This is a genomic window from Symmachiella macrocystis, from assembly GCF_007860075.1.
GTDB classification, from domain to species: domain Bacteria; phylum Planctomycetota; class Planctomycetia; order Planctomycetales; family Planctomycetaceae; genus Symmachiella; species Symmachiella macrocystis.
Map to the genome: position 1 here is coordinate 1,816,811 of NZ_SJPP01000001.1, position 20,569 is coordinate 1,837,379.

A 20,569-nucleotide genomic window follows, 5' to 3' on the forward strand; every position below is an offset into this window, starting at 1 on the left:
CCGGGTGCGCGTGTGCGGCGTTCCCGTGTCAATAGTTCGTACTTGAAATGTGCGGGGGAGGGAGAGACTTTAGGCTTCAGTCCGTAGACTTTAGGTGCTGCGCGGAAACGCTCTTCCTAAGGTCTAAAGCCTATAGCCTACGGCCTAATTCTGCCCTGCAGCCGTGACCGCCTCAGCTTGCTGCTGGTCTTCCTCACGGGCGAGTTCCAAAGCCCGTTTGTAGTCCACCGGCATCACCTTGCGGAATTGGGAAACAGACGCCTCCCAGTCTTCAAGGATTCGTGCCGCCACCGGCGATCCCGTGTAATTCTGGTGTTTCTGGATCAGCTCTCGCAGTTCGGAGATATCCGCTTCCTCTTCGAGTCGTTCCAGTTCCACCATTTCTAGATTGCAGTTTTGCAAAAACTCGTCGCGCGGGTCGTAAATATACGCCACCCCGCCCGACATTCCTGCTGCAAAGTTGCGACCTGTGGGACCGAGAACGACCACACGCCCACCGGTCATATATTCACAACCGTGGTCTCCCACCCCTTCCACAACGGCGCGGGCTCCGGAGTTACGAATACAGAATCGTTCCGCCGCCATGCCCCGGAAAAAAGCTTCGCCATGCACCGCTCCGTAGAGCGCCACGTTGCCGATGATGAAGTTATCCTCAGCGACAAATGTCGAATCCTCCGGCGGAGCAATCACAATCCGTCCGCCTGAGAGTCCCTTACCCACAAAGTCGTTGGCGTCGCCCGACAGCTCGATCGTCACACCGTGCGCCATCCAGGCACCGACGCTTTGACCGGCCGAACCGCGCGCCCGAATATGGATCGTATCCTCAGGCAGTCCTTTCGGTCCCCATTTTTTAGAAATCTCGTGACTGAGCATCGTCCCCAAAGCGCGGTCGATGTTTTGCACGTCAATCTCCAAGGCGACCTTTGTGCCGTCTTGAATCGCCGGCTGGCAATCTTTGATCAATTGTTGGTCCAAGACTTTGTCCAAACCATGATCCTGTTTGATCGTGCAATACACCTCAACATCCGGATGCGGTTTTTTCGCCGGTGCAAGAATCGGCGACAAGTCGATACCGTCCGCCTTCCAATGCTTGATCGCGGCGTCGGTCTCCAGACAATCGGCCCGACCGACCATTTCGTTGATCGTGCGGAAGCCCAATTCCGCCATGATCTCGCGACATTCTTCGGCCACCATGAACAGATAGTTCACAACATGTTCCGGCTTGCCGGCAAACTTCTTGCGGAGCTCTTCATCTTGCGTCGCGATGCCGACCGGGCAGGTATTCAAGTGACACTTCCGCATCATGATGCACCCCAAGGTGATCAACGGAGCGGTCGCAAATCCGAATTCCTCTGCTCCCAACAGACAGGCAATCGCCACGTCGCGACCGGTCTTGAGTTGTCCGTCAGTCTGCAACACCACGCGGCTGCGCAGGTCGTTGAGCACCAACGTTTGATGCGTCTCGGCGATACCCAATTCCCAGGGCAGTCCGGCGTGCTTGATGCTCGTCAACGGCGAGGCCCCCGTTCCGCCGTCGTGGCCGGAAATCAGGATGTGATCGGCGTGCCCCTTGGCCACACCGGCGGCAATCGTGCCCACCCCGACCTCGGACACCAACTTCACGCTCACCCGTGCAGAGGGGTTCGAGTTCTTCAAGTCAAAGATCAACTGCGCGAGATCTTCGATCGAGTAAATATCATGGTGCGGCGGCGGGCTGATGAGTCCCACGCCGGGAGTTGAATGCCGCGTGTCAGCAATGATCTTGTTGACCTTATGTCCCGGCAGTTCTCCACCTTCGCCCGGCTTGGCACCTTGCGCGATTTTGATCTGCAGTTCGTCGGCGTTGGTCAGGTACCAACTGGTCACGCCAAATCGGCCCGAGGCAATCTGCTTGATCGCGGATCGTTTGGAGTCGCCGTTGGGCATTGGATTGAAACGTTCATAATCCTCCCCCCCTTCGCCGGTATTGCTTTTTCCGCCCATGCGATTCATGGCAATCGCCAACGCTTCGTGCGACTCGGCCGAAATCGAGCCGTAGCTCATCGCTCCGGTGCAGAACCGCTTGACGATTTTCGCAGCCGGTTCCACTTCATCAAGCGGAATCGATTTGCCCGGTTTGATTTTGAGCAGTCCTCGCAGATAGCAATCGCGGCGATTCTGTTCGTTGATCATCTCCTTGAATTGATCGTAGGCCGTACGGTCGCCGGTTCGGGCGGCCGCTTGCAAGCGGGAAATCGACTGGGGATTCCAGGCATGCTTTTCTCCCTCAGCCCGCCATTGGAATTGACCTTCGTTGGACAAGATCGGCAACTGCGATTCGTCATGGCGAAGCGGATACCCCAAATTGTGCCGGCGAATCGCTTCTTCGGCCAGAATTTCCAAACCAACCCCTTTGATGCGGCTGGCGGTTCCGACAAAACTGCGGTTGATGACTTCTTCGTTCAAGCCGACCGCTTCGAAGATTTGTGCGCCCTTGTAACTTTGCAGCGTGGAGATGCCCATTTTAGCCATCACCTTCAGCATGCCGTTTTTCACAGCCAAGCGATAGGCGGAGACAACCTTCTCGTCACACCATTCTTCGCCCAACGCACCGTCGGCGCGGCATTGCCACAAGGCTTCGAAGGCGCAATACGGGTTGATTGCATCGGCACCGTAACCAATCAGCAGGCAGTGATGATGCACTTCCCGCGCTTCGGCCGACTCGATTACGATCCCCAATCGCGTGCGTTGCTCGTTGCGAACGAGGTGATGATGCACCGCACCACAGGCCAAGAGCGCGGAGACCGGAACGCGGTCCGGACCGGCAGCGCGATCGGAAAGCACGACCAAGCTATGGCCATCGGTGATCGCTTGGCTGGCTTCTTCGCAAATACGATCTAACGTCGACCGCAACCCGGCGGGTCCCTCGGACCGGGCAAACGTAATATCGATCGTCTTTGACGTCCAGCCGCGATGGTCCATGGCCTTGATCGCAGCCATCTCATCGTCGGTCAAAATCGGATGTTGAATCGAGAGGCGATGGCAATCCTTTTCCTCAGTCGCCAACAGATTGCCCTCGGATCCGATAAAACATTCCAAGGACATCACGATCTCTTCGCGGATCGAATCAATCGGCGGATTCGTCACCTGCGCGAAAAGCTGCTTGAAATAGTCATAGACCAACCGCGGCTTATCGCTCAGGCAGGCCAGCGCCGCATCGTTCCCCATCGAGCCGATCGGGTCCTTCTTGACGCGGAGCATCGGCAACAACATGTATTGAATCGTCTCGGTCGTATAACCGAACGCTTGCATCTTGGCCAACAAGTCTTTGCCGGTGGAAGGTTCGGGAGTCTCTGCAGCGGCCAGGTCGGTCAGTTGAATCCGCTGGTCTTGCAACCATTGTCCATAGGGACGTTTGGTGGCAATCTCGCGCTTCACCTCTTCATCGTCAATGATCCGTCCCTGCTCGAAGTCGACCAAGAACATCTTGCCCGGCTGCAGGCGGCCTTTGATTTTCACGTTGGCCGAATCGACATCCAACACGCCGACTTCACTGGCCATCACGACCTTGTCGTCGTGCGTGACATAGTACCGACTGGGACGCAGACCGTTGCGGTCCAAGACCGCGCCGATGTAGTGCCCGTCCGTAAACGCGATCGAGGCGGGACCGTCCCATGGTTCCTGCTTCGACGAATAGAATTCATAAAACGCCCGCTTGGCTTCGGACATCGACTCGTGATTCTGCCAAGCTTCGGGAACCATCATCATCACGGCTTCGGGCAGACTGCGGCCGGCGTGCAGCAACAATTCCAGCGCATTGTCAAATGTTCCCGAATCGGAACAATGCGGCTCAATGATCGGACACAGCTTTTTCAAGTCGTCCCCAAACAGTTCGCTTTCCATCACACCTTGGCGAGCGAACAGCCAGTTGGCATTGCCCCGCAACGTGTTGATCTCACCGTTGTGGCTCATGAAGCGCAGCGGTTGCGCACGGTCCCAACTGGGGAACGTATTGGTCGAAAACCGCGAGTGCACCATCGCCAAATGACTGGTGAAATCCTCGTCCTGCAAATCCGGGAAGTACGGCAACAATTGATCGGGCGTCAATTGTCCCTTGTAGATGATCACTTTTGTCGACAAGGAGCAGACATAGAACATCAAGGCCTGCTTCATTTCGCTGGTCCGCAAAACGCGGCTGGCCTGTTTTCGGATGATGTACAGTTGCCGTTCAAACGCTTCGGAGTCGAGACCTTCGGCTGCAGCAATGAACAACTGTTCCATCACCGGTTCGGTCGCACGCGCCGAGGGACCAATATCGGCCTGCAACGGTTCTTGCGGGACCGTCCGCCAGCCCAGCGTTGTTTGGCCTTGCGATTGGACCAAATCCTCCATCTGTTTTTTGCACTGCTGACGTTCTTCATCGTCCTGCGGCAGATAGATGATTCCCGCGCCATACTTGCCCGGCTCCGGCAATTCGCAACCCAAATCTGCTTTCGCAACCTTGGCAAAGAATTCGTGCGGCAAGGCGGTCATCATCCCCGCACCGTCTCCGGTATTGGGTTCGCAACCACACGCACCACGATGATTCATGTGCCGCAAAATGCGGTCGGCATCCAAGATCATTTGGTGCGATTGACGGCCTTTAATATCGGCAACAAATCCGACACCGCAATTGTCCTTTTCGTTGGCCGGGTCGTACAACCCCTGCTTAACGGGCTGGCCAAGTACAAACGGGGCAGCGTCGTGTTGATTTGAATTCTGTTCCATGTCAGTTCTGTCCGAAAGTATGTTGTCGATTGTTCCGTAGACTCAGCGACGACGATTCGGAACGCTTCGTCCGCACGATGCGGGCCGCTGCCGAAACGGAGGTGTCGTCGTTTTATTTTTATCGCTCCCGGAGAATCGGAAGCGTCGATATTCTGGAGATGATCACGAAAATCGCAGCTGATTCGCTATCAAGAGATCCGGCGAATCAGGATGGAATGCTGATCTCTGCCACCGGTTTTTGATCACCCGATTCGCCCACTGCGAATGACCCAGGATCCTCATGCAGCAATTCGATGAATTTCGCCACCGCGTTGCTGAATACTTTGTGCCGCTTATGAACGATTCCCAACGGCCGCGTCCACTCCACATTGCTCAAACGTACGGCGGCCAACGAACCGATGTCGACCTCACGCTGGACAGACGGAATCGGCAGAATGCTGACACCCGTACCAATTTCGATGTCCCGTTTGATGTTCTCCATGTTGTCGAACGCGTGGGCGACATTCACTGAAATTTTATGTTCCTTCAGCCACCGATCGATCATCTTGCGAATCGTGAGTTCGGGCGTAAAGGCAATATAAGCTTCACCATTCAGTTCAGCGATCTGCATTTTGTCATGCGTTGCCAAACGGTGATCCGGTGCGGTCACCAGGGCCAGCTCTTGCTCCTGCCAGGGAACGCTCACCAATTCGGTGTTCGTCTGAGGAAAGGAAACCAGCCCTAAATCAGCTTCGTCGTTCAGCACCGCCTCGTAGATTTCATCCGGATGGCCGAAATCGATCCGCAAGGCCGCTTCGGGATACAACTCCTCGAAATGCCGCACATAGCAATCCATTTGCACCAGACCGACCGAATAAATCGCCGCTACGCGGACCGGCCCCACCACTTTATCCTGCAGTCGGTGCACCTGATCTTCCATCGCGTGGAACGATTCCAACAGCTTCCGACAGCCGGCAAAATAGACAGTGCCCGCCGGCGTCAACTCGAAGGGACGCTTCGAGCGGTCCAGCAACAACGCCCCCAAACGATCTTCCAGCGACTGCACCGCCTGGCTCACCGAAGACTGCGAAACATTGAACACTTCCGCAGCTTTGGAAAAGCTCCGTTGATGAACAACTTCACAGAATATTTCGACAGAACGGAGGTGCATGCGACACGAAGTATAAGGGTGAGTGATATGGCGCCATCGAGAATATCGATAAACGAGATGATAGTCTACGAAGAGATTTGCACAGCGTCAAGCAATCGAGCAGTCATTGCTCAACCCAAAAACGACTTCGAGCAACACGTCAATCCACATAAATACAGCCGGTTGACGTAACCTGTTCATCTTCCGGCAATTACAATGGGACCTTCCCCGCAGCACCCATAAAAAAACGCGACCCGGTCTACGGATCGCGCTTGGAAAGAATTGCTCATGGTAGCGGTTACGTTGACCGCCATTCGCCAAAGCATGTCAACATGCCCGGCTGTTATTTCGTGGCTGCGTTTAGCATTTCGATGAATTTCTTGAGCAACTGTGTGTTGTTCATCCAGATGCCCGCTGTTACCAGATTCCCGTCGGTCACGACCGCTTCATCCACATAGGTCGCCCCACCCTGCTCTGCATCGAGAGCGCATTTGGCCACTGTTGTCACGGTCTTGCCCTGAATGCAATCGGCAGCTGTCAAGATTTCGATACCGTGGCAAACCGAGGCGACCGGTTTGCCCGCTTCGAAGAAATGCCGTGTCGCCTTGAGTAGGTCTTGGTCGTACCGCAGATATTCCGGCGCACGGCCGCCAGAGATAAACAGGCCGACATATTCTGTCGGATCAACATCCCGAAAGGCGATCTCCGCCTGGATGTGATAGCCGGGACGTTCCTGCGTAATATCCCACGGGACATCCGAATTGGGAGGGATTTCGTGCGTGACCATGTGGTACAAGCGTGCCTCGGGACCGGCAACGACGACTTCGTAACCATCTTCCGGCAAACGAAAGTAGGGATACATCGTGTCAAGAACTTCAGTCGCATCACCGATCGGCATTAAAATCTTCGGCATATCTGTGGGCTCCAGTTGTTTTTGATGGTCAAATCTCAGGCTGGTTCGAATTCCGGCTCAAGGCAAATGGCAATCGCTAAGGATTGTCGTTCGCCGCGGGCAGAATCCCCAAGTCCTGCAATTTCGAGCGGCATTCATCGCGTTCGCGGCATCGCTTCAAATCTTGCCACGTCTCGTCCTGAACGGAGAGAAAATCCTCTTCGGTCAATCCACCCTGCTTTTGCAATTGCATCAACCTTTGAATGACCCCAGCATCCAAGCGAGTGAGAAATTTCCCACCCAGCCGATAGTCCTCAAACGCCTCCCAAACGACCGGAAACAAAGGCTTGATGATATTTTCCCCGATCGTCGTGGAATAGTCGCGGATCTCCTCCTGAGCGTGAGAGTCCATCCGCAACGCCAAAAAGTGCAACAAATTGTGCAAATCGACCTTCCAATAAGCCTCGGTATATGTCGCCAACGGCAGGTCTTTACGAGCCTGCTCCCGCGCGACCCCCGCTTCCAAGCGCTCATCGTAGAGTTGGCGGGCAGCTGCCTGGAACTTCGCCTCCGCTGCCGTCAGCTTTTCACCAATTTCGACCGGCAACGCTCCGGCGCTTCCCTGCCGATTGAGATTGGCCTGCTGCCGCCATTGAGTCGGTGTGGTCGTCTGAGCGGCATCAATAGCGACGGAATACCGCGTACTGTATTCGTTGACATTGGCCGTCCGATGCCGGATCCATTGACGCCAACAATCCATCGGCACCCGCACCAACAATTTGATCTCGGCCATTTCGAACGGCGTGGTATGACGATGTCGTAATAAGTACCGGATGAGTGTTCGATCGTCAGAGACCTTTTTCGTGCCTTCGCCATAACTGACGCGGGCCGCCTGCACGACACTGCTGTCGTCCCCCATCACATCGACCAGGCAGACGAAACCGTCATCCAACACGGGGAACTTTGTCCACCGCAGTTCTTCCACTTTTTCAGATCGTGTTGTCATCGTACCGTTACACACATGCCTGGTAGGGATAGCCCCGGTGCTCCCCTCCCGAGGCAAAGACAAAAAATGGGGAGCCCCCCTAAATAGCAGCCTAGCCGTCAACTTTCCAGTCGTCGACGGAGGTTCAGGGTTTCCTGCAGGCCTAACACGGACTTCACTTCCTCAAATGTCATCAGCGCGTCGGTGGTTGGGTCAACCTGTCCACTTTCAAGCACCGATTCCGTCAACCGGCGAATCACAGCCCCAGTCGCCAGCAATCCGGCAATGGGACAAACGGCTATTTTGTAGCCCATTTGTTCCAACTCCACGAACGGCACCACCGGTGTCACACCACCGGTCAGCATGTTCGCCAACAGCGGCACATCGAGCTTTCGGGGAATTTGCGCGAGCTGCTCCCCACTGGTGGGACCCTCCACAAAACAGACATCGGCCCCTTCGTCGGCAAAACCGCCGGCACGTTCAATCGCTGAATCAAACCCCTCGACCGCCAGCGCATCGGTCCGGGCAAAGATCACAAATTCCGGGTCGCGGCGCGCATCCAAGGCGGCGCGCAATTTCAACCGCATCTCCGCTGCCGGAATCACCTCTTTGCCCGCCAAGTGCCCGCACCGCTTGGGATGCACTTGGTCTTCCAGCAGTATCCCAGCTGCCCCAGCTGATTCCATTTCCCGTACTGTACGAGCGACATTGTGCAGATCGCCATGCCCGGTATCACCGTCGGCGACGACCGGTATCGACAACCGATCGGCCATCCGCCGCACGACTTCGGCCATTTCAGTCAGCGTCATCAAACCGACATCGGGCATCCCCAAGGCCGACGCAGCCACGCCAAACCCGCCGGCAAAGAGCATGTCGATCCCCGCCTGTTCCATCACCAGCGCCGAGAAGACATCGTGCGCTCCCAGGCTACGCACGATCCCCGGGCGTTGTATGAGCTGTCGTAAAGCGGTTGTAGTTTTCACGAGACTGCAGACTGTAAGAAGTTGTGGAAATGCGCGAATCTTCGTGCGTATCAGGACTGTGAGGTAACAGTGTTGTTCAGGTCCTGCGATTCTGCAGTAATAATAACATTCGACCAGGCTGTTACAGCAGACTGTAAACCCGAATTGTAATTTGCGAGAAAACCTCACGCCACCACACAAATCACTGGAAAAAACGTCTACTCTTGCACGGCTGCGGCTAGGTTGTCACTATTTCGGGACAGTATCGTTGGTCTGGTGCCCCGTCAGGATAATACAGAGATGTCAGATGAGTTAATCGTCAAGCAAGAGGATTTTGCTGAACTCTGCGACCATATTCGTCAATCGGGTCTCGTGGCGTTTGATACAGAATTCGTCTCGGAATATACGTTCCGGCCACAACTCTGTTTGCTGCAATTCGCCACGGCGGATCGTCAGGTCGCGGTTGATCCGTTCGAACTTGAGGATCTCACCCCCTGGTGGGATTTGATGACCGATGAAAAAACGACCATCGTCGTTCACGGCGGTCGCGAAGAGGTCCGTTTCTGCGTCAATCTTGCCGGCAAGCGACCCCAAAAACTGATCGATGTTCAAATCGCGCAGGGGTTGATCGGACTGAGCTTTCCGCTGGGGCATACCGCTCTACTCAGCCGCGTTTTAGGTGTCGAAGTCTATGGCAAGGAGACACGCACCGATTGGCGTCGCCGTCCGCTGTCCGATAAACAAGTGCACTACGCCATCGAGGACGTGCGACACTTGCTGGATGTCTGGCGAACACAACAAGCCACGCTCGAAAAACGGGGCCGCAGCAGTTGGGCGGTCGCCGAGTTCGAACGCATGATCGATGAAATCGACGCCGAGCGGACCCGCGAAAATTGGCGGCGGTTATCGGGCGTCAATTCGCTCCGTTCCCGCGATTTGGCCGTCGCCCGTGAATTGTACGAATGGCGCAGTAACGAGGCTGAGAAACGGGACCGACCTGCTCGGAAAATCCTCCGCGACGACCTATTGATTGACGTCGCCAAACGGCAACCGCAAACGGTCAATGACCTGCTGGCAACGCGGGACATGAATCGCGGTCCGTTTTACCGGGACATGGCACCGTCTATCCTCGAAGCCATCGCCCGCGGACGCAATCTCCCCAAAGTTGAATGGCCCAAACAAATCCGCAAAGAAAAGGAACGGGACGAACAGATCTTGGGCAAACTGTTGTCCATCGCTTTGGCGAATCGCTGCGCGGAACAAGACGTCTCCATGCAACTCGTCGGTACGACCTCGGATCTCAAACAATTGGTCCGCTGGCATGTTTACGACAAGGAAAACGGCACCGTCCCCCGCATCGCCCAAGGCTGGCGCGCCGAAGTCTGCGGCGACCTGCTGACCGACCTCTTGGACGGCAAGATCACAATGCGCGTCGGCGACCTGCAATCCAACCACCCGATCGTATTCGACGAACCCGAGTGAGCGTTCTGCAAAAAAACGACAACCCCACCCCTGTAGTTCATGCTGTGCATGTCGAGCGATCTGCAGAAAAGCGTCACAGAAAACAGGGGCTACGCGCGCCAAGCATCGAGAGCGGCGCGATCAATGCGGCCGCTATGCAGCGCCGAGGCCAACAATAGCCCATGAATCCCGGTCGCCTGGATCACCGGTAAATCACCCGGGCCGCGGATCCCGCCGCCGGTGAGCACTTGCAGTTGCGTGAACCGCTCCAACAACCGTCGGCATAGCTCCTCAGTCGCCAACCCCTCCCCTGTTCCGACCCACGCCAAATCGAGCACGATCATTTGCTCGACCCCCAAACTGACTGCTTCGACAGCTAAGTCAAATGGCGCTGGGTTTTGCCATTGATCCAACGTTCCCAGCGGACGCCCCTGTTTGAGGTCCAGGCTAAAAATCACCCGTGGTGGACCGTATTGCGTGCAAAGTTCAGCCAGCAATTCGCGCGAGGGCGACGTCTCCAACGCCACGATCGCAGCCGTCGCTCCGCTGGCGTACACCTGTTGCGCATCGGCGACCGTTTTCACCCCCGCATCCACCAGGATCTCAAATCCGTCATCCACCAATTTTTGCCAGAGTTTGCGATTGGGACGCCCGTGCATGATGGCGTCCAGGTCGGCCAGATACAGTCGCTTTAACCCCAACACGTCGCGGTACCCGCGGGCGATATCCAGCGGCTTGGCGCCGGCAGCCAACACGCTCTCCACCGGTTGATACTCTTGACGCCGCCCCGCCACACCGCGAACCACGTTGCCATCTAAAATGTCGAGCACAGGAATGATTTGCATAGTTGTCGCCGTGGGAAGGAATGTTTATTTCTCAAGTATGGCGGTCAGCGACAACGATCACAACGTTGGCAAGACTCCAAACCCTTCGCTTCACATTCGCCGTAAAAATACCGTATTATGAAATCATCACTGAGAGTTCCTTCTCCCCTTGTCGAGCGTTTGGGGTCATGTGGCTGAAATTTCTAATCGTCCCGGTCGTTTTGTACGTGATCTGGCTGGCGGTGCGGCCCCGCTATGAGTTTCAAATCCGTACCGGCGGCGGAGGAACACAGATCACAGGACGGATCGCCGAACACCAACAGCACGAGATTGTCAATTATTTCCGCGACATCCATCTCTCTACGAAAACCGTAACCATCTCCGGCTGGCGCGACGATCAACAGCGCCTAAAACTCCGCTTTCGCGGCCGGCTCAGCCCCGGCGAACGGCAAATGATCCGCAATTATCTCTTGACCGTACTTTGATGCAAAGTACACGCCGAATAACAAGAACTGTTTGAGATCGCCGATAGCATACAGGTCGATATTTCACTGGGTGGAGAACAAAACCGTTCTTCCTCAGCGGGAGAAATGCATGTCGCTCGAATACTTGAAAGCCAAAGTCCAAGACTCTGGCATTAATATCCGGCCCCCGCTCTCGATAGAAGAAGTTCGTGAGTTCGAAGCTCAAGCGGGGATTTCGTTGCCGGCGGATTATGTCGAATTTATTACAACGATTGCAAACGGCGGATTTAGCCCATGTCGACTCAGCCCGCTGGCTGATTGGCACTATCGTTACGACATTAAACGGCCGCAACCGGAGATCTGTTTGACTCAACCCTGCATCATCACCCCAGATGCCGTGCAACATGGTGAGAAATGGATCGACGTACAAAATGTCGATCGTTACGAAGAACGATGGGACAACAATGAATGGGCCCCACTGGTCGGTACTATCTGCATCGCCGAACTCGGCTGCGGCTGGGTCTATTCTCTCATTATTAACGGCCCATTTGTCGGTCGCATTTTTGCATACGGTGGCGGTGCGTTTCTTCCCCCACAATTCGTTGAAGAAGGGACCTTCACTGACTGGATCGAATCCAGTGTGGATAAGATTGTTGACGGTAAACACCTTTACTTTCTTGATGGCAAGGTGTGAACCCCGCCCTATAGACATCGGCGAACATTCCGCCAATTGCATAAATGCCCGGAAAAGAGCGCGAATTCCCCCTCAAAAAACCCGTTTAACCCCTTAGAGACATTCCGTACAACACCTCGGAGCACGACGTCGCGATGGCAAGAATCACGGTATTGATTTTGGCAGCTTTCACGGTCGCCATCGCCGCCCAGGCGGCGGATGACTCAGCGACCGCGCTCCCGGTTCCACACCTACCAGCCAAACCGTACGAATATGCCAACGTGACTTTGCCGCCGCACTTCCTCATCCCCGATCGCCGTTACGGCAATGCCATCGGCACCGACAATACGCCGGCCGATAACCCGATCACCAATGCCGGAGCAGCACTCGGCCGCGTACTTTTCTACGACAAACGACTCTCGGCCAACGACACCACCTCCTGCTCCTCCTGCCACCAACAAAAACACGGGTTTTCCGATCCGGAAAAACTGAGCAAAGGCCTGCATGGTAAACGGACCAAACGCCGCTCGATGGGTCTGACCAATGCCCGCTTCTACGCCCCCGGCCGTTTCTTCTGGGACGAACGGGCGGCCACGCTCGAAGACCAGGTGCTGATGCCCATCCAAGATGAAATCGAAATGGGCATGAATCTAGACGACCTCGAAATCAAGCTCCGCAGCGTCGATTTCTATCCCCCCCTGTTCGAAGCTGCCTTCGGCACACCGGAAATCAACCGTAACCGCATTTCCCGCGCACTGGCTCAATTCGTCCGTTCGTTGGTTTCTTTCCAATCGAAATATGACCAAGCCTTCGCCGGCGGTGGCGGTGTGTATCCGACGTTTCAAAAAACATTCAACCAGCAAGAACTGTTGGGGCTGCAGCTTTTTTCCGGAGGATTCGGTGTGGGCCGCTCGGCACGCTGTGACCGTTGCCACGGCACAACCAGCCATATCAGCCGCAACGCCACCAACAATGGATTGGATCGGAACACCGACAAAGACGACGGCGCCGGCGGCGGACGGTTCAAAGCGCCGTCGCTACGGAACATCGCCGTCCGCGCACCCTATATGCACGACGGCCGCTTCAAAAACTTGCACGAGGTGATCGTGCATTACAATTCCGGCGTGCAAAATCATCCCCAATTGGACCGTTCACTCTCCGGACGACGCGGTCGGGGCCGCGGGGGTCGACGTGGCCGACGAGGCGGCGGCCCTCCCAACGAGACGCCGGAACGACTCAATCTCAGCAATACCGAGATCAACGCGCTGGTCGCCTTCCTCAACACACTAACCGACAATACGTTCTTAAACGATCCACGATTTTCCGACCCGTTCGCCGATCCTCAGCAGCGACTGGCATCCACCAAGCGCCGTACCCCCAAATCCAACCCAGCAGACGACGCCGAACGTGCTGCCAATCGCGAAACGCTGGCCAGCAAAGCCCTCAAAAAAGCCCGCGCCGCCACCGAACCCCGCATCAAGACCGCCAAACTGATGCTGATCGTCAAACGCTTCGCCGAAACCAAAGCCGCCGATGAAGCACAAACGCTCCTGGACGCCGCCAAAAAATAACGCGTCCGCCGCTAAGCAAATACCTCCAACCCATTCGCCGCTGGTTCGCGATGAGATCGCGGAAATCCTCCGAAACAATCTCCAGCTTCTTCTTGAACCATTCCACTGAGAAACGGAGAGGATTCGCACGTTCGAATTATTGACTGTCAGAGAGTTGGCTTTTTGCATTCTTTCCGTAGTCCACTAATTTCAACACCGAGTCTCTTTTTCCGTTGGATTGTCCGTTGCGGATTCTTTCCTTTTCATAGCGAAAACTGACCACCCCAAATGGTGCTTTTTCGTGGAGGCGCGTTTGAGTCTTGAAAACGGTCTCATTTTTGGTTTCACGGCCTTGCCACCCTTCACACTTCAGTTTTCCCAGTTTGGTCTCGACAACTTCGGCTTCTAGTTTTTTGAGTTGCTTCAACTGAGAATGGAAAAATTCGTCCATCCCTTGAAAGCTACGCCCCGACGAGTCTTTGGGGTCAAGTTGCTGAATCGTGCCCTGCGAATTCTTCTTGTACGCTTTCAAGACATGGTCAATCGGGTTCTGATTTTTTGTCAGGAATTTTTCCGGAATGAGGAGCTTCAAAACCTCGCTCTGTTTGCCTTCACGTCCCTCAGTTGTTTTAAACTCGATTTGGGTATCGAGTTCGATCCAGCGGCATTTTTCTTTATCGACCGTTGTTTCGCCGACTGAACTGATCGTGAACGTCCCTTTGAGAGTCGCCCTGACAGCCCCATCGGGTCCCTTGGCTTCGCCGCTAACATCGTATCGCACCCAAGCGCCGTCTTCGGGCAACTGATGGATCAATCCCTCCGCCTGAGCGGTGGTCGTCACCAACGTCAACAACACCATGAAAGTCAATGTGCAGAGTGCATGCATGATTTCTACCCTCTAGTTTTCTAAGTAATGTAACCCACCCGCTGCTACGCAAACACCTCCAACCCATTCGCCGCCGGCCCCTCGAATTCCTCGCGCGTCACCCCCACCAACTCGGCCGGCGGCCACTCCCGATGCCACCGCCACGCCAAATACCCCGCCGGCCCAAACAAAAACACAAATACCGTCCAAGTCTTCGTCCACCGAGCCTGATACCGCCGCTGTCGACTGTAGCAAAAATAGGCGGCGATAGCGCCAAAAAATGCCGACATGGGAAACGCCCAGGGAGACCACTTTTGAATTTCCCGCCAACTCTCAGCAAATCCGCCGTCGGGCTTTTTGTATTGCGAGACAATGTAGGCATATCCTGATTTGATACCCAACAACACACCGGGCCCGGGAAAGATGATCCCTAACCCCGTTTGTCCGATGAACCAATCGACAGCGCGCATGCCTGCTGTCTCTGCAATCGGCGCAGAGCGAGGCGTTTGACGCATGTATTGCGCCAGCTCACGTTTTTGCCCGTCGTTCTGTAGTTCGTACAACGATTCCGTCCAAGTACTGACGTGGCCATCAGCTGTCGTTTCTGTTACCGGTTCCGAGTACATTTTGACCAACAACCGATCGTCTTCGGTGACGAATATCTCGCCGTCACGACGACCTTCGATCGCATAGGAGTTCACTTCGTTGCCGGAAAAGTCGACCGTCCTAATTTCATTATTGGACACCAAAATGATCTCGCGGCGGTAATCGCCTTCACGATACCCCTTACGAAATCCCCACTTTAGGGCCGTGTCGTCGCTGACTTGCTTCACCGAATCGTTCTCAAGGTCAATCGCCACGATCTCCGCTCCCGATTGGAACAGGAGCACGTCCTCCGACTCGATCACCCCCAACGGCTTGCTAAAGCAGGTCTCGGCGCCCGGTTCATCGTCGCGGGTACCGTTGCGGTCGAAATAAATCTCGATCTGCTGCAAATCGCGATCTGCATTAATCAGATAATATTTACCTGCATTTCGATCAGACTTGCGAAACAGCCACACATGACCGGGGCGGTTGGGATCGTAAAAATGGGGCGGCGGATCGGGCCTCAGCGTTTCAGTTGGAGCAAACAACCGACTCTGAATTCGATGCCTTCTGGATCGTTGATCCATATCCTTTTGGAGGTTAATCCCATACAAACGCTCCTCGTCGCGCGGGAGTTCAACACCATCCAACGTCGTCAGTTTATTCTGGTAGCGGTTCTCAAAACGGATCTGTTCTTCAATGGCCGGGCTCCCGTCGCGGAGGACTACTAATTGTGTATAGGCCGACCAGCCCTGCGGCTCTACGCTACGGCGATACCGTTTGTACTCCTTCCAAGATTCTCCGGTGAAGCCGACCAATGCCGCAATGCCGATAATCAGCGGCAACGTCATCAATAACGTCAACACCAAACTGTGGAACAACGAGTATTTGCGCTTCATGACTACCTCTCATGCGTAATCGCGGACGTCGCCGACATACAGAATCACTCCCACCAGTAGCCCGCAGAACACAAGCAGCGGTGCGAATCCGTAGACCCACCACTGCGGCACACCAATGAGGCCCCAAACCAGCAGACTACATCCCGCCAACGGTAACAGCCGCGAACCGTACCACCGCGCCGGCCGCAGCCCGGTGAGAAATGTTGCCAAATAGACCAACATACCGATCAGCGTGATTTGCACATACACGCTCATCATCGACCACCGAAACGGATAGACTTCCGTTTGTCGCATGAATCCAATCAGCACACATCCGGATAAAAACAACCCAGTGCATCCCAAGTAAGCGCCGCCCCCAACCAATAACTTCGATGAAATCATCCAGCGACGACCTGGCGGCAAATGTAACAGATACCCCCAAGTCCCTTGAAACGAGTCCGCCAACGTTTGCACCAAAGCCAGCAAGATTGCGAAGCCGAATGGGAGCATCCACAGAGAGTCATTCAAATCACTGTGAAGCACAGACGACCAATTCCGCTGACGATAGAATATTCCCGGATCCCAGCGGAGATGGTAATTGATTACGTCCGCCAATAACGTCAACGCAAACAGAAAACCGGCTAGAAAAATCACCGCCCGGGTCTCCATCAATTCCTTCCGCATCATCGACTTAAACATTCATTGTCTCCCGACGAAAAACAGGCATCGTTCCTTGGCGGCCGCGGGTGTATTCCACGAAGGCGTCTTCCAGGTTGAACTCCAACACATCCATGCTCCGCGGCGACAATGAATCGAGGTAAGCGCGGTGTTCGTCTCCATAATTCACGATCACCAACTCCACTCGTTCGCCCGATGCACTGGATGACAACAAACCGGGACACGCGGGCGGCTCTTTGAGCGGTTCGGCGAATTCCATAACGACTTTGCGGATGGATTCGCGAAAATGTTCCGTCGGACAATCGACCCGCAGCACCCCCTCGCTCAAAATTCCGATATGATCCGCCACGCGGTCGACGTCGCTGAGGATGTGCGAACTGAACAGGATCGTACGGCCCTGCTGTTGAATGATCTGAATGATCGATTCCAAAAAATCGCGCCGCACCACCGCATCCAAGCCGATCGTTGGATCATCGAGAATCAGCAGCTTGGGATCGGGAGCGACGGCGAGTGCTAATGAAACCTGCGCTCGCTGGCCGTTGGAGAGCTTCGAGAGCCGTTTTTTCTTGGGGATGTCGAAATGATCCAACACCTGATCGACAAAGTCGCCGTTCCATTGTTGATAAAACGGCCGCACGAAACGAATCGCTCCGTCAACCGTCATCCAGCGATAGAGCGGATGCCCCTCACCCACCCAGCCGATCTGCGCACGGGTCGCGGGCGTGATTTGCGAGACCTCTTCGCCCAGTAACTCCGCTGTGCCAAAATCGGGTTTGAGCAACCCCAACAGCATGCGGATCGTCGTCGACTTACCCGCCCCGTTGCGACCTAGCAGCGCATAGACGCTCCCTTCGCGGACTTTTAGATTCAGGCCGTTGACGACGCGACGGCCGCCGAAGTATTTCGTCAACCGGTCGGTGACTATTGCGTCTGCCATGCGAACTTCTTCACTCCTTTCGCCACCGATTCCAGCACATCATCGTCGCTGAGGCCGAGATGCACCGCTTCGGTGAGGAATTCATCCAAGAGTTGCTGAAACCGCTGCTGCCGCGATTTTTTGGTCGTGTCGTTTTTGAGCTCTGCAACGAACACCCCCAAACCGGGCCGCGTATTGAGGACCCCCTCGCGTTCCAATTCGGTATAAACGCGAGCGATGGTGTTGGGATTAACAACAAGCCGGCTGGAAAGTTCACGGACCGAGGGAAGTTGCTCGCCAGGCTGCAGCCGAGCGCGCGCCACAGCCTGGCGTATTTGGCTACGCAATTGCCGATAAATCGGCACTCGGCTAGCAACATCAACTTGAAATTCCATAACGGCTCCCCAAATCACAACTGCACTACTATTGTTAGTACAGTAGGTTTTTCGGACAAGCCCAATCTGGAAAAATCTAGGATTTTCGGCAAGAAAAGACCGCCCGCCAATTTCACCCGCCGCCCCCGCAATCATCAGCCCCCGAGTTCACCTGGAGCAACGCAACGAGAAACCCACCGAACCTCATCACTCCAATGCGGTCTAATCAATCACCTCTGCCACCTAACAAATGAACATCTCTCGTTCTGTTACAATAGCTCCTTGATATCCCGGGTGAATTGTGGCACCGCGACCATGCATTCGATTGAGAGTTAATCATGTCGGCGCTGGATAAATTGAAAAGATATGCCGCGGCTCATCGACTCGAGACCTATAACGTTGTTGACGGTCTCGGAGTGCGGTTTTCGGATGGATTCGACGTCTACTGGTTTATGCCCGAAGAACGCTGGTATCACCGGAACTACGATCCAACTTCGGATCTGACTAAGTACTTTGCAACACTGGATGAGCAACGCCAACAGGCCATCGACGCCATTCGCAGCTATTTAGCAACGCTCGACATTGTGATCAATGCTCTGCCCAACGGGTACTGGAGTCTCGAAGACTCGGGCGGAGTAGTTTTTAATCTGCACGTCGGCATTCTGTTGACGGAAACTTTGGCGCGCGGCCCCAATCTGGCCTTCGCTGTAGAAGAGGTTTTTAAGGGCAGCGCGGTAAAATCACCGAGCGCCCGTCAGATACAACAGCATTTATCTGAATACGGTGTGCCGTTTCGCGAGACTGTTGCGACAGAAGAACCAGACGAAGCAGACGCGACACCACTTGCAGTGCTTCAATTCATGCGGAGTTGCAAATCGCTGCAAGAGCGATTCAGGTCTCGATCTGGCAAAGCAATCACAAACACCGCCAAACCCAAAGGGCGTATCTGGCGCACACTGCTTCAATTTGCAGATCGTCTACCGCATTCAAGCGCATGCTTGGAGTTATTGGATGGCTCGATGCACGTCGATTTTGACGATAAGTTCGATTCGTACGTAATCGCCCCCAAGTCAATCGAACTGCGCAAGTTGGTTCGCTCCCTGGGATCAGAGCAAGCTGGAAATCATCTCGCCGATGAATTCGAGCAGTTAAATAGCGCGCGTCAGCAAGTTCTGAACGCCGTTTTCGCTGTCTTGCGCCGACACGGATTCTACTTGGATTCCTTTGAGGAGAAATACGTTGGCCGGGAATTGCGTGAATTCCCTCTCGACCTGGGCGAGAACCTCACAGCAGTCATTTCAAAATCTGGCGAAGAGGCTGCCATTGGGCACATACTCGGCCAACATGCTGAACTGGCGCAAGAAGCCATCGAAATACTTGGCTCTGCTCATGAGGTCGTGACGCTCGACACGCGCCCTTTGCGACGAGCTGTCCCGCAAGCAGTCGAGCTGCCACCGCTCACTGAGGCGCAGCTGAGCGAATATGACGACAGGAGCCGCTTGGTCCTTGGGAAGTTCATGAAATCCGATGCGGCCTTGTCAGCGTTCTTTGACCGATTGATGTGGGATACCGCAATAGATACATGGGCCCAGGCTAGCCAGTGGCAGAAACTTGCACAAAAGCACGTCGGCGGCAAGCACCCTCGGCCCGACGTTGAATACATTCTCATGTCGTTCGGCGACGAAATCTACAAATCCCGATTCAGGGAGCGACTGACCGATATTGAACCGCACTTCGAAAGCCCGGACCAGGATATCGAAATGATGTGGCATCTGCGCAATGAGTTGCCTGAACTTGCTGCCAAATGGTTCGGGCCAAGCCCGTACTACGAAGATATTCCGTTTGCAAAAGTGCGAGCAAGGCTGGGCGACCCGATTGCTGGCCGTTATCTCTTGGATGACTGGGACGATGAAGACGAAATCACCCCTCCTGCCCTGGCAAACATTCCTCAGTCGGTCGTTGAGCGTATTGTCGAGCCGAAACAACTGAAATCATGGCGGGAAGCGGCATCGAGGTGGGCGATCGAAGAGTGGCAATGGGAGCGGGGGGGCGACCTTGATATGTTGTCGGCCGCGGCAAATATGGGGTGGCAGGAAATGGCCGACCACCTTGCCGCCAACCCTTACATATTACCTGGGCTTAGTAAGCCATCGGAAGGAGAGCCTGGCATACTATACGCGAGCGGATTGTTCCTTGCTTGGTCCAAACTGAAGCCCTCTGCCTTCTTATTGAAATTCATCGGCTTCGCCATGAACATGGATCGCAAACGTCTTATGAAAGACTTTTCCGAACAATGCGTGGGAATATCGGTCGAGAACGTTCTGCGCAGTTGGAGCAACCAGTTGGATATTGCACTGGCTATCGCGTGGCACCGCTGCCGAGAACACGTGCCATCGAACAACGTATAACGGTCCCCAGCATCAGCCGGTCACCACAGGCGCACAAAAGCAGCCCGTCGGAATCACTACGATCGCCGACGGGCTGTTGTATGCAGAGGTTGGAGAGACACAATTAAAGTCAGTTTTGTTGTGACTGATCTGAGCGGTGTTGTCAGGGGTTTTTAAACCGGTTGTCACACCGGTTCATT

The 20,569-nt window shown here is 54.9% G+C and carries 16 protein-coding genes; 5 read left to right on the forward strand and 11 right to left on the reverse strand.

What is annotated here, in order from left to right:
- Positions 1-144: 144 nt before the first annotated feature.
- The 5 genes from gltB to CA54_RS07055 form a co-directional block, all read right to left on the reverse strand.
- Positions 145-4,746 (reverse strand): glutamate synthase large subunit, encoded by a 4,602-nt coding sequence (gene gltB / locus CA54_RS07035; protein WP_146370101.1) that lies wholly within the window; start codon positions 4,744-4,746, stop codon positions 145-147.
- Positions 4,747-4,951: 205 nt separating this feature from the next.
- Positions 4,952-5,896 (reverse strand): LysR family transcriptional regulator, encoded by a 945-nt coding sequence (locus CA54_RS07040; protein ID WP_146370102.1) that lies wholly within the window; start codon positions 5,894-5,896, stop codon positions 4,952-4,954.
- A 322-nt stretch (positions 5,897-6,218) separates the two neighbouring features.
- Entirely contained in the window at positions 6,219-6,788 is a 570-nt protein-coding gene (locus CA54_RS07045) for a DJ-1/PfpI family protein (RefSeq protein ID WP_146370103.1), read from the reverse strand.
- Between the two features lie 76 nt (positions 6,789-6,864).
- On the reverse strand, positions 6,865-7,773 hold the full coding sequence (gene thyX, locus CA54_RS07050; protein WP_146370104.1) for an FAD-dependent thymidylate synthase: 909 nt from the start codon (positions 7,771-7,773) through the stop codon (positions 6,865-6,867).
- 98 nt (positions 7,774-7,871) lie between these two features.
- Positions 7,872-8,735 (reverse strand): isocitrate lyase/PEP mutase family protein, encoded by an 864-nt coding sequence (locus tag CA54_RS07055; RefSeq protein ID WP_197532262.1) that lies wholly within the window; start codon positions 8,733-8,735, stop codon positions 7,872-7,874.
- A 279-nt stretch (positions 8,736-9,014) separates the two neighbouring features.
- On the opposite strand from CA54_RS07055, the gene CA54_RS07060 reads away from it, so the two are divergent.
- Positions 9,015-10,196, forward strand: a complete 1,182-nt coding sequence (locus CA54_RS07060; RefSeq protein WP_146370106.1) for a ribonuclease D — start codon at positions 9,015-9,017, stop codon at positions 10,194-10,196.
- A gap of 89 nt (positions 10,197-10,285) precedes the next feature.
- Here CA54_RS07060 and CA54_RS07065 read toward each other — a convergent pair whose 3' ends face one another.
- Complete coding sequence (locus CA54_RS07065) at positions 10,286-11,020, reverse strand: HisA/HisF-related TIM barrel protein (protein WP_146370107.1); 735 nt, start codon at positions 11,018-11,020, stop codon at positions 10,286-10,288.
- A 65-nt stretch (positions 11,021-11,085) separates the two neighbouring features.
- Between CA54_RS07065 and CA54_RS07070 the strand changes: the two genes are divergently transcribed.
- The 3 genes from CA54_RS07070 (at position 11,086) to CA54_RS07080 (ending at position 13,707) form a co-directional block, all read left to right on the forward strand.
- Positions 11,086-11,484, forward strand: a complete 399-nt coding sequence (locus CA54_RS07070; RefSeq protein ID WP_146370108.1) for a hypothetical protein — start codon at positions 11,086-11,088, stop codon at positions 11,482-11,484.
- A gap of 109 nt (positions 11,485-11,593) precedes the next feature.
- On the forward strand, positions 11,594-12,157 hold the full coding sequence (locus CA54_RS07075) for an SMI1/KNR4 family protein (RefSeq protein WP_146370109.1): 564 nt from the start codon (positions 11,594-11,596) through the stop codon (positions 12,155-12,157).
- Between the two features lie 134 nt (positions 12,158-12,291).
- Positions 12,292-13,707, forward strand: a complete 1,416-nt coding sequence (locus CA54_RS07080) for a cytochrome-c peroxidase (protein WP_146370110.1) — start codon at positions 12,292-12,294, stop codon at positions 13,705-13,707.
- 136 nt (positions 13,708-13,843) lie between these two features.
- On the opposite strand, the gene CA54_RS07085 is transcribed toward CA54_RS07080, so the two are convergent.
- From CA54_RS07085 to CA54_RS07105, 5 genes are read right to left on the reverse strand one after another with little or no spacing between them, the layout of a single operon-like run.
- Positions 13,844-14,572, reverse strand: a complete 729-nt coding sequence (locus CA54_RS07085; RefSeq protein WP_146370111.1) for a hypothetical protein — start codon at positions 14,570-14,572, stop codon at positions 13,844-13,846.
- A 44-nt stretch (positions 14,573-14,616) separates the two neighbouring features.
- Entirely contained in the window at positions 14,617-16,035 is a 1,419-nt protein-coding gene (locus CA54_RS07090; RefSeq protein WP_146370112.1) for a hypothetical protein, read from the reverse strand.
- 9 nt (positions 16,036-16,044) lie between these two features.
- Positions 16,045-16,713, reverse strand: a complete 669-nt coding sequence (locus CA54_RS07095) for a hypothetical protein (RefSeq protein WP_146370113.1) — start codon at positions 16,711-16,713, stop codon at positions 16,045-16,047.
- Positions 16,706-17,629 (reverse strand): ABC transporter ATP-binding protein, encoded by a 924-nt coding sequence (locus tag CA54_RS07100; RefSeq protein WP_146370114.1) that lies wholly within the window; start codon positions 17,627-17,629, stop codon positions 16,706-16,708. The genes CA54_RS07095 and CA54_RS07100 overlap by 8 nt, the downstream gene beginning before the upstream one ends.
- A complete protein-coding gene (locus tag CA54_RS07105) occupies positions 17,614-18,003 on the reverse strand; it encodes a GntR family transcriptional regulator (RefSeq protein WP_145373868.1) in 390 nt (129 codons plus the stop codon). Before CA54_RS07105 ends, CA54_RS07100 begins: the two co-directional genes overlap by 16 nt.
- Before the next feature lie 317 nt (positions 18,004-18,320).
- Here CA54_RS07105 and CA54_RS07110 point away from each other — a divergent pair, with 317 nt between their 5' ends.
- Entirely contained in the window at positions 18,321-20,390 is a 2,070-nt protein-coding gene (locus CA54_RS07110; RefSeq protein WP_146370115.1) for a hypothetical protein, read from the forward strand.
- Positions 20,391-20,569: the final 179 nt, after the last annotated feature.